Raw genomic sequence first — 10411 nt, 5'->3', positions numbered from 1 at the left:
CGGGGTCTGGATGACCGCCCCGCTGCGGACGATGCTCGCCTACAACGATGAGTCCGACATGACGTCCGAGGCGAGGTTGCGTCTCCAGACCGTCATTCTCGATCTGCTGGAACCGGTGCCGCACCACTCCTTCGACATTCCGCTGCCGCGGAGCGATGACCTCCTCGCCGTGGCCCGCGCGGTCCTCCGCAATCCGGCCGACCGGAGACGCACCGATCAATGGGCCCACGAGCACTGCCTCCATCCCCGCGCACTGTCCCGACGGTTCGCCGCGGAGACCGGCCACACCTTCACCCAGTGGAGAATTCTGGCTCGGATGCACCTAGCCGTGCAGAGACTCATCGGTGGCGGCACCGTGGTCTCCGTCTCCCGACGGCTCGGTTACCGGAGTCCGTCGACGTTCATCGACCACTTTCGTTCGTTCACCGGACAGTCGCCCACGCAGTACCTGCGCTCCGTACAGAAACCGTAACCGGACGTCCCCAAACCGGACCGGCGCGGACCGTACATTGTGCGGGCCCCGTTCACCTGCCTCCCAAGGAGCGTCCCGTGCCTTTCCCTGCCCTCCCGATACGCAGTCCCCTCGCCCGTCGACTCATCGCCGCCACGGTTGCCGCGGTGATCCCGCTGACCGCCGTGGCCTGCGGTTCAGACTCCACCGACGACGCCTCCGCCACCCGCACCTACGACAGCGACTTCGGACCGGTCGAGATCCCCGCGAACCCGGAGGACATCCAGCGCATCGTCTCCGTGGACTTCTACACCCCCGCTGCCCTGGTGGACCTGGGGATCACCCCGGTCGGCGTCGTCCAGTCCTACTTCGACGACGGTGCCGCCATCCCGGAGCACTACCGGTCCGAGGTCACCGACAGCGGCGCGACCTCCATCGGGGAGTACTACGAACTGGATGTCGAAGCGGTGTCCACGACAGATCCCGACCTGATCCTCGCCACCGATGACTTCCTCCCGCTCGATGATCCCCTGCGTGACAAGCTCGAGAGCATCGCCCCGATCATCACCTTCAAGGCCCGGGACGGGGAAAGCTGGCGAACCCGGTCCACCGAGCTGGCCGACATCCTCGACCGGGAGGACGCGCTGGAACCACTTGTCGCTGACTACAACTCCCGGCGCGACGAGATCGCCGAAAGGTACAGCGACGTCCTGGACAATGAGACCTTCGCCGTCTTCGTCCCCACCGCCGACGAATGGGGAACCTACGCGGACACGCACTTCTCGACCCCGATCCTGCGAGACCTCGGCGCACACTTCCGGGAGCAGAGAGACGACGAGATCAACGAGAACGGCTTCCCCAACTGGTTCTCCTACGAGGAGTTGGGCCGACTCGACAACGTCGACGTCATCTTCACACCGGTCACCGACCGCGCGGTCCTCGACAAGGTGGAGGGCAACGAACTCTGGAAGCGGCTTCCGGCAGTCCGCAACGGCCTCGTCTTCGAGTACATCCCGGACTCCCCGACCGGGTCCTACGGCTGGGCGCTGGAGAACCTCGACGCGCTCGACGACCTGCTGGGCACGGTGAGCGCAGCCCGGTAGCCCACCGGACAGTCTCAGCGAACCTCCCGCAGGATCCTCTCCACCGTGTCGAGGTTGTCCATCCCCCACCGGAACGAGGAGGTCGCCGGGGACGGGAAATCATCGAAGACATTGCCCGCCCGTACCGCCGGCAGCCGAGACCACATCGGATTGTTCCGGTACCGGGCGAGCTGCTCCTTCTCCAGGACGATGATCATCCCCGCATTGTCGAGCTTGCTGATCTCCTCGTCAGAGATCCACGCCCAGGCGTCACCCGTGTCCGCCTCGCCGTCGGTCGGGGTGCGGAAGGTCGCGTCCACGTCGATCCACGGCGGGGTCGGCCATCCGCCCGGCGCGTAGGACGCCCAGGTGTTGTCCGTGGTGCTCAGGGAGACGACCGCCAGCGGGTTCGCGTCAAGGACGTCCCGGTACGTCTCCGAGATCTCCACCGCACGGTCGTTGTAGTCGTTCTGCTGTGCCTTCGCCTCGTCGAGACGGCCCACCGCGTCCGCCACACTGAGCGCGCGTTCCGCCCAGTCACCGGTGAGGTCCACGTGGAACAGCGGGGCGATACCCGCCAGCCGGTCGACGGTCTCCGGCTCGGGGAAGGCGGCGTCCACGATGATGAGGTCCGGGTCGAGGGCGGCGACCTTCTCCACGTCGATCTCGGCGTAGGTGCTGAGCTGCTCGGCGTCCGCCAGGGCGTCGACATAGCGCTGCGGCCTGCTGTCCGGCTCGGTGATGCCCTCCATGACGCCGACCGGGGTCACGCCCACGTCGACGAGCATGCTGGAGGAGAAGAAGTCGGTGGCGACCACCCGCTGCGGGTCGACGGGGACCGTCACCTCCCCGAGAGCGTCGGTGACGGTGCGGGTCCCGCTGTCGGTGGGACCGACACCACCGGAGCCGCCGGAGCCACCGGAGGAACAACCCGCGAGGACGAGGGTCGGCAGGAGGACAAGGCCGGTGAGTGCGGTGCGCAGACCGCGGGGAGTCAGGTTCACGACGGTGATGCTAACGGTGCCCGGAACCGGTTTCCGGGCCGGTGTCACCGGTTTCCGTCACTGGTCCCTGTCACGGGAGAACGCGCCCGGCGTCCTGCCTATGATCTGCCGGAACTGCTCGGCGAAGGTGCCGGCGCTGCGGTACCCGAGACGGCGGGCGGTCGCCGCGACGGGCACACCCGACCGCAGCAACGGCAGGGACGCCCGCACCCGCGCACGGATCCGCCACCGGGCCGGTGACAGACCGGTCTCCTCCGAGAACTCGCGCACGAGTTCCCGTTCCGGCAGTCCCGCCAGGGCCGCCCAGTCCGCGGTGGTCTCCGCGGCGTCCAGCCGGGACAGGATCCGGCGTGCGACCGCCGACATCCGGGGGGACGCCGGCATCCGCAGGTCCACGACCGTGTCCGGGACCGGGACGAGGAGGTCGACGACGAGCTGCTGGAGACGGCGGCGGGTGTCCTCCGGCATCCCCCGGTCTGCGTTGAGCAGCAGCAGTTCCCGCACCGCCGGCAGCAGGTCCACCACCGCCACCCCGGCGGGCAGGCCGGTGGCGGCCGGAGCGAAGAAGGTGGCCTGGAGCGACGTGTCCGCGGCGGCGTCGATACTGTGCGGGACGCCGTGGGGGACCCAGATCCCCCGGTTCCCCGGACAGTCCCACACGCCTTCCGGGGTGCGCACGGTGACCATCCCGGAGGTCGCCCAGATCAGTTCATCATGGTGGTGGGTGGAATCAGTCCAGGTGTGCAGCCGGGGGACATCGAACCGGACCGTCGTCAGCAGGAACCCGGTCACCGCGCCCGGAACTCCAGAGGCACCCGACCCGTGACCCGCTTCAACGCCGTGGCGAAGGCGCTCGGGTTGGCGTACCCGACCCGGCGCGAGACCGTGCCGACCGGCGTTCCCTCCCCCAGCATCCGGACCGCCGCCGACATCCGGGCGACGGTGCGCCACCCGCTGAACGTCATGCCGGTGTCCGCCCGGAACGCCCGCGCGATGGTGCGTCCCGACGTCGCGAGCAGCCAGGCCCAGTCGTCGAGGGAACGGGCGTCCTCCGGATGATCGAGGAGCTGCCGGGTGATCGGCCGGATCAGCGGGTTGCGGGGAAGCGGCAGTTCCAGGCCCGGTGTCGCCGGCTCCGACATGAAGTCGATGCACAGGCGCTGGGCACGGAACCGCTGCTCGCGGGAGAGTCCCTGGTAGGCCAGCAGAACCAGCATCTCGCGGGTCGCGGTGTTCACCGTGACATCCCGGACGGCGGCGGTCGGCCCTGTCCACGCGTCGGGTCGGATGTACACGGCGGTGAGGGAGGTCGTCGGAGCGGTGTCCGCGGAATGCGCCACCCCGACCGGGACGAACACGCCGTATCCGGGGGTGAGGTGGTGCCGGCTGCCGGCGATGTCGACCTGCGCGGTGCCCCGCATGGCGAAGAACACCACGTGGTGGTTGTCGTGGTGGTGCGGCCGGCCGGAGCAGATCTCCGCCTCCAACGGGCTGGGGTAGCGCAGTTCCCTCAGGGTGAGGAGGTAGTCACCGGGGATGAGGGCGTCGGTCGCATCTGCCCTGTCCGCCGCGACGATGTCCGCCGCTGTCCACCGTCCCGGTCGGGTCACCGGGCGCAGTTCGGCCGCGGTCACAGTCCGTTGCTCTCGTAGAGTTCGTCGACGACGGCGATCATCTCGTCCTCGTCGCGGTCACTGTCGAAGACCGCGCAGACCTTGTCGGCGAAGTCCGGGCCGAGGGCGTCGTAGGCCGCACGCCACTGTTCGGAGTCGTGGATCCAGTAGCCCATTGTCGTCGCCGCGCCGCGGGCCAGGCCCTTGTCCCGGCGCAGGATCTTCCGGATCTCCCGGGAGGTGCGGGTCTCCGTCGCCGCCCAGACAGCGTCCTTCTCCGTGATCTCCATGCCGACGAGCACCCCGGGCAGGCGACTCTCGGCCACCCCGTTGCCGGAGCCGTGCAGCCAGAGACACTCGACGTCGTCCCTTGTCGGCGCAACCTCGTAACCGTCGGCACGGACCTCGCAGACCAGGACAGACGGCATCCCCGCCGGTGCCTCCTCGGCGATGCGCAGGGCGGCGGGCAGGCCGGGTTCGTCGCAGAGGAGGATCTGGCGGGTGGCGGTGTCCGGGCGCGTGTAGGCGTCCACCGGCGGGGTGATCCCGACCTCCCCGCCGGGATCGACGGTGGTGGCCCAGGTCGTGGCGACACCGTTGCCGTGGACGACGAAGTCCACGTCGATCTCACCGGGGCGCCAGGCGCGGACCGTGTAGGCGCGCATCTCGGAGGGCTCGATGCCGTCGGCGTAGGTCCAGCCGCGCCCCTCCAACTCCGGAAGCCGGACCGGGTCGGCGGGGGCGTCCGGGAAGAACACCCGGATCCACTCGTCACCGACTCCGGTGGTCGGGTAGTCGGTCATGTCCGGTCCGCCGAGGGTGACGCGCACCATCGCGGCGCCGACGCGGGTGACGGCGAGGACCTCCGCCCGGTGGACGCGGGGCGTGTAGTCGGCGGGGTACTTCTCTTCAGCACTGGTCATGGCGGTTCTCTGCTTCTGCTCCGGATGGGACGGACATCATGTTCAGTGAGGCAACCCTACCTGCCCGAATCTTCGCGCAGCGGACAGGTGCCGTCGCGCGGCGGGCAGCGACGGGGACAGGCGGTGGCCGACCACGTCCGCAGGACGCCACACATTGACCCGATCACGCCACGGAACACGCTTAGCCTCAGCTGCATGACTTTCACCAGGTTCCCCATCCCCTGTCGGACGGTTCTCGCCGGCGTCACCGCGGCACTGCTCTCCACGACCGTCGCCTGCGGTTCCGACGACGGCAACGACAGCGCAGACGGTGGTGACACCACCACCTTCAGCTACGGCGGGGTCACCGTCGACATCCCCACCGACCCGCAGCGCGTGGTCTGCATCGAGACCCGGCTGTGCCCCGAGTTCGCCGAGATCACCGGCATGAACCTCGTCGCCACCCCGGAGATCTCCGCCGAGTCCGCCAAGGACAACGTGGTCAACGACGAGCTGCCGGACTCCGTGGAGAAGTTCGAGTTCAACTTCAATCAGCCCGATCCGGAAGCTGCGGCGAACATGGACCCCGACATGCTGATGACAGTGGCGGCATGGTTCGACTACTACGACTCAGAGACGCAGGACAAGCTGGAGGCTATCGCACCGGTCCTGCGGATCAGCGGCGCACCCGACAAGGACGCCGACTGGCTCCAGCCCCTGGTCGACCAGGCCGAGCAGATCGGCAAGAAGGCCGAGGCCGAGCAGAGCATCGCCGACTACGACGCCACAATCGACAAGCTCTCGGAGACAGTGGATGGCGAGGGACAGACCGTCGCCGTCGTCTCCCTCCAGGACGACCAGTTCGTCCTCGAGGATGAGGACCTGCCGATCGAGGTCCTCACGGACCTGGGCTTCACCCTGCTCACTGCCCCCGACAACCGTGAGGCGGACGGCTCCCTGCACATGTACAGCAAGGAGAACCTCAACATCCTGCAGGACGCCGACGTCATCTTCGTCCAGAACCCGGACAATGCACTGTCGAACGATGTGCTGTGGAAGAGGCTCCCTGCGGTCACGAACGGGAAGACCCCGCAGCTGCTGTACAACCACCGCGCCGGTTTCTCGAAGGTCGGCGCGAACTTCGCCGAGTACGTCGCCGAGCAGCTGGGCTGATCAGCCGGAACCGGGCCGTGTCCGGTGGGAGACACAGATTGTCTCGTTCGCACAGGTAGAGGGCATTAATCTCTGCGGCATGACGTTCACCGGAAGAGCCCGATTCCCCCACCGCGCCGTCCTCGCAGGTACCACTGTTGTCACCGCGCTGGTCGCCATGACCGCCTGCAGTTCCGACGGGGACGGTGGCGCTGCCGCCACCGGCGACACGCGGACCTTCACCTACCGTGATGTCTCCGTCGACATCCCCACCGACCCGCAGCGCGTGGTCTGCATCGAGACCCGGCTGTGCCCCGAGTTCGCCGAGATCACCGGCATGAACCTCGTCGCCACCCCCGACCTCGACGGTGACAGCAGCATCGTCTACGACAAACTCCCGGACTCCGTGGAGCTCTTCCATTTTCACGCGGCACAACCGGAAGCCTTGGCCACCTTCGACCCTGACCTCGTCATGACCACCTCGGCCTGGTTCGACACCTATGATTCCGAGGTCCAGGAGCGTTTAGAGGGTATCGCCCCGGTTCTCCCGCTGGCAGGGGATATCGAGGACACCCGGGGGGAAGACTGGCTCCAGATACTCACCGATCAGGCTGACCAGCTCGGGAAGCGGGCCGAGGCCGAGCAGAGTATCGACGAATACAAGGCCACCGTCGACGAGGTCTCGAAGGTGGTCGGGGCCGACGGCAAGACCGCGGCAGCTGTCGTTCTGTCCGACGACCAGTTCGGGATCATCGATGACAGTCTGTCGAACAAGGTACTGGAAGACCTGGGCTTCACCCTTCTCACCCGCTCCGATTCCGTGGAGGCCGACGGCTCCGTGCACATGTACAGCAAAGAGAACCTCAGCATCCTGCAGGACGCTGACGTCATCTTCGTCCAGAACCCGGACGAAGCCATGCACGATGATGTGCTGTGGAAGAAGTTGCCGGCGGTCGCCGCCGGCAAAGCCCCTGCGCTCAGCTACTACCACAGGTCCGGTCTCACGATAGCCGGCGCGAACTTCGCCGAGTACGTCGCCGAGCAGCTGGGCTGACGCCGGTCCCCTGCTGACCGTCCCCGCCGACCAGCCCTTGTGCGGTCACTACCCGACCCGCCGTTCCCTCAGGTACGGCGGGTTCTCCGGGTCCGGGGCGTCCTCCACGTCGACGACCCGCGTCGGCCGGCGTCCCGTTGCACGGAGGAACGCGGCACTGAACGCACTGACCGTCGCGTACCCGACCCTGCGGGCGACCACACCGACCGGGGAGCCGTCGGCGAGCATCCGCACCGCCACTGTCATCCGGACACTGGTCCGCCACTGGGCGAAACCCATGCCCGTGTCCGCCCGGAACCGCCGCGAGATCGTGCGCGGACTGGTCTTCATCAGCCATGCCCAGTCCTCCAGGGTGCGACTGTCCGACGGGTCGCCGAGCACCGCACCGGTGACCGGGGCGAGGAAGGTGTCGTGCACGGTCGGGACATCGGCACTGTCGTACCGGGCGTCCGCCAGCAGTTCCAGGCAGACCTGCTGGGCACGGATGCGCCGGTCGTCCGGCATCTCGCGGTAGGCGAGGTGGAGCAGCAGCTCCCGCAACGACGCCGGGACGGTCACCGCATGGACCGACGTCCCGGTCACCGCAGTGGCCGGTGCGGCGCACACCGTCCGTGACCAGGCGTCCGGGTCGATGAACAGGGCGCAGAGCACCGTCTCCTCCCCCGGCGGGCACGCGTGCGGTGTTCCCGCCGGCAGCCAGAGGCCCTGCCCGACGGTGAGCCGGTGACGCTGTTGGCGCTGCTCCGTGTCCGCGCTGCCGGTCTGCACCACCGCGCTGCCGGAGGAGGGGAACAGGACGACATGGTCGGCGTGGGTGTGGCCCGTCGCACCGCAGAGTCCGGCGTCCTGCCACCGGCGCAGCCGCAGTTCACGGGTGGTGAGCAGATAGCCCTCGGGGACGACCGGGACGACCGGGACGACCGGACAATCGGCGGCCGTCACTTCTGCAGCGGCTTCAGGATCTTCTCCTCGACGGTGTCAAGGTACGCGGTGGCGGACTCATAGTCCGTGACCTCGCCGAAGATGGGGAAGACGTGGTCATCCTTGGCGGCCTTCAGGTTCTTGAACAGGGTGTTGTCGAGGACCGACTGCATGACCGGGTCCACCGTTCCGTCCGGCTTCGCAGTGACGGTGACGGCATCGGCGTCGCCGAGCAGCTCCCCGATCTTCTCGGTCGAGTACTCCTCCCAGCCCTTGGGGAACTCGCCGGTCGGCAGGGATGCGGCAGGCTTCATGCCGATCTCCTGATAGATCGCGCCGACAATGCTGGACGGGTAGGCGATGTAGAACTTCGCGGCGTCCTCCATCGGCCCGATGTCGGCGAAGGTGTTGTCGGCGAGGACGTCCTTGTAGTCCGCCTGCAACGTGGCGAGGCGGTCCTCGTAGGCGACCTTCGAATCCTCGAGCGCGTCCTGGGCCCCGACCGCGTCCGCCAGCATGCCGACGATCGGCTTCCAGTCTCCGCGGGTCTCGCCCTCGGCGATGACGGTCGGGGCGATCTCGGAGAGCTTGTCGAAGATCTCCTGGTCGATCTCCAGAACGTCACCGACGATGACATCCGGCTCGGCCTTGGCCACGGCCTCGATGTCCAGCTCGAAGAACTTGCCGACGCTGTCGACCGGCTCCAGGAACTCCTTCTGCTCCGCGGAGATACCGTCGCTGTAGTCGGAGTAGTCCTGCGCCGCGACCGGGGTGACGCCGAGGGACTTCAGCTGCCAGGGCGTGTCGTAGGAGACCGCGACGACGCGCTCCGGGTTCTCCGGGACCTCGACGTCACCGTAGGCACTGGACACGGTGTGCGTGTCGTTGCTCTCGCTGTCGTCGTCGGAACTGCAGGCGGACGCCGCGAGGACGCCGACAGTGGCGGCCAGTGCCAGCGAGGTGCGGCGGACACGGCGTGCCGTGAGGGTGCGGAGGGTCATGGCGTTCTCTCTCGGTCGGGGGTCTGTACCGGGAGAAAGTATAGGAAGGCTCACCTTTGTCCGGCGGACATGGTTCGTCTGCGGACGGACAAGGAGCTGAATCTCTGAGGCCGAAGCGGGTGACCGGAAGCTCCAACTACTGGTCGCCCGCTTTCCATGTGGTGATGAGGGCCGCTCATCACTGGTCAGGTTACGCGCGGGCACTGCACGCCGCAATGGCACAAGCTACAGCGCAGCGGCCAGTGCGTCGGCGATGTCGTCGATCGCCCACGTCAGGCTCAGCGGCGTGGACACCGACAGGGCCAGGTTCACATCAGAGTCCGTCAGCAGGGCGACATGGCCTTCCCCGACCGGCCCCCAGGCGGCGAATGCCCGGTCCGAGCGGAGCGCCGCATCCCACTTCTCCTGGTCCGTACCAGTGACGTACAGATCCGCGGACGTGGCGATCAGCTTCTCGATCGACACGTTGAAGCTGGACACTCCGTCCGCTTCCTCAGCGAGCGCCGCGAGGTCCGGCGAGTCCACCAGGCCGAGCTTCTGGAGGGTCTTCACCCGGGCGTCCTTGTCGGAGAAGATGACCGTCTGGCCGTCGTCCGGGAGGAACCCGTAGAGGAAGGACTTTCCGGCGAGCTCCTTGTGCGTTCCGGCGCTCGCGCTGATGCTGTCGTCCAGTTCCGCAGTGATCTTCCCTGCCTCAGAAGGTCGGCCGAGCGCTTCAGCGACCATGCGCAGATGGTCCTCAGCGGAGGTGCCCCAGGGGTCATCGGGGAAGGCGACCGTCGGCGCAATATCGGAGAGCTTCCGGTACTCGTCCTCGGTGATTCCGGACTGGACCGCGAGAATGAGGTCGGGGTTCTGATTCGCCACGAACTCCGTATTCACGTCACCACGTTCCAGTGAGGCATCGGTGGCGGGCATCGGGGCACCAAGATCATCAACAGCATCCCGGAACCAGGGATAGAATTCTGCGCTGTCTCCGTCGCCACCTGCCGTTCCCTGAGCCACCGGAACAGTTCCGAGCTGTACCGCAAGGTCCGCACCGGCCCAGCCGACAACCGCCACACGCTGCGCCTGCTCCTCGATGGTGGTCTCACCGTAGGCGTGGTCAATGGTGACGGGGAAGGCTCCGTCCTCAGCCTCCACGAAAACCCTCTGTTCCTCATCGTTCCCGTCGTCGGAAGATGAACAGGCGGTGAGACCGAAAATGCTCACGAGGGCAGCGACACATACC

General features: G+C 67.6%; 11 protein-coding genes. 4 read left to right on the top strand and 7 right to left on the bottom strand.

Annotated elements, in window-relative coordinates; all coding sequences use genetic code 11:
* Both ACTXPP_RS13655 and ACTXPP_RS13650 read left to right on the top strand, forming a co-directional pair.
* Positions 1-472: helix-turn-helix transcriptional regulator (locus tag ACTXPP_RS13655; RefSeq protein ID WP_443342614.1), on the top strand; the 472-nt coding region annotated here is incomplete at its 5' end.
* Positions 473-549: 77 nt separating this feature from the next.
* Positions 550-1554, top strand: a complete 1005-nt coding sequence (locus ACTXPP_RS13650; protein WP_301520519.1) for an ABC transporter substrate-binding protein — start codon at positions 550-552, stop codon at positions 1552-1554.
* Between the two features lie 14 nt (positions 1555-1568).
* Here the strand turns inward: ACTXPP_RS13650 and ACTXPP_RS13645 are convergent, their stop codons facing one another.
* Genes ACTXPP_RS13645 through ACTXPP_RS13630 form a run of 4 tightly spaced genes read right to left on the bottom strand, consistent with a single transcriptional unit; the run spans position 1569 to position 5073 of the window.
* A complete protein-coding gene (locus ACTXPP_RS13645) occupies positions 1569-2537 on the bottom strand; it encodes an ABC transporter substrate-binding protein (RefSeq protein WP_301498420.1) in 969 nt (322 codons plus the stop codon).
* A 57-nt stretch (positions 2538-2594) separates the two neighbouring features.
* Entirely contained in the window at positions 2595-3329 is a 735-nt protein-coding gene (locus ACTXPP_RS13640) for a helix-turn-helix domain-containing protein (RefSeq protein ID WP_014011287.1), read from the bottom strand.
* On the bottom strand, positions 3326-4171 hold the full coding sequence (locus tag ACTXPP_RS13635; RefSeq protein WP_301498422.1) for a helix-turn-helix domain-containing protein: 846 nt from the start codon (positions 4169-4171) through the stop codon (positions 3326-3328). Before ACTXPP_RS13635 ends, ACTXPP_RS13640 begins: the two co-directional genes overlap by 4 nt.
* Complete coding sequence (locus ACTXPP_RS13630; RefSeq protein ID WP_301498424.1) at positions 4168-5073, bottom strand: siderophore-interacting protein; 906 nt, start codon at positions 5071-5073, stop codon at positions 4168-4170. The genes ACTXPP_RS13635 and ACTXPP_RS13630 overlap by 4 nt, the downstream gene beginning before the upstream one ends.
* Before the next feature lie 195 nt (positions 5074-5268).
* On the opposite strand from ACTXPP_RS13630, the gene ACTXPP_RS13625 reads away from it, so the two are divergent.
* Both ACTXPP_RS13625 and ACTXPP_RS13620 read left to right on the top strand, forming a co-directional pair.
* Positions 5269-6225 (top strand): ABC transporter substrate-binding protein, encoded by a 957-nt coding sequence (locus tag ACTXPP_RS13625; protein WP_041630231.1) that lies wholly within the window; start codon positions 5269-5271, stop codon positions 6223-6225.
* A gap of 79 nt (positions 6226-6304) precedes the next feature.
* Positions 6305-7258, top strand: a complete 954-nt coding sequence (locus ACTXPP_RS13620) for an ABC transporter substrate-binding protein (RefSeq protein WP_014011291.1) — start codon at positions 6305-6307, stop codon at positions 7256-7258.
* 48 nt (positions 7259-7306) lie between these two features.
* Here the strand turns inward: ACTXPP_RS13620 and ACTXPP_RS13615 are convergent, their stop codons facing one another.
* The 3 genes from ACTXPP_RS13615 to ACTXPP_RS13605 all read right to left on the bottom strand — a co-directional run.
* Positions 7307-8200, bottom strand: coding sequence for an AraC family transcriptional regulator (locus tag ACTXPP_RS13615; RefSeq protein ID WP_014011292.1), 894 nt, complete (start codon positions 8198-8200; stop codon positions 7307-7309).
* On the bottom strand, positions 8197-9180 hold the full coding sequence (locus tag ACTXPP_RS13610) for an ABC transporter substrate-binding protein (protein ID WP_052302555.1): 984 nt from the start codon (positions 9178-9180) through the stop codon (positions 8197-8199). Before ACTXPP_RS13610 ends, ACTXPP_RS13615 begins: the two co-directional genes overlap by 4 nt.
* A gap of 225 nt (positions 9181-9405) precedes the next feature.
* Positions 9406-10411, bottom strand: a 1006-nt coding sequence (locus ACTXPP_RS13605; RefSeq protein ID WP_443342610.1) for an ABC transporter substrate-binding protein, incomplete at its 5' end; no start/stop codon positions are given.

The sequence above is a fragment of the Candidatus Corynebacterium faecigallinarum genome, from assembly GCF_052264515.1.
Lineage (GTDB): Bacteria > Actinomycetota > Actinomycetes > Mycobacteriales > Mycobacteriaceae > Corynebacterium > Corynebacterium faecigallinarum.
The sequence above is the reverse complement of the archived record's forward strand: the minus strand, read 5'-3'. Positions and strand labels throughout refer to the sequence as shown.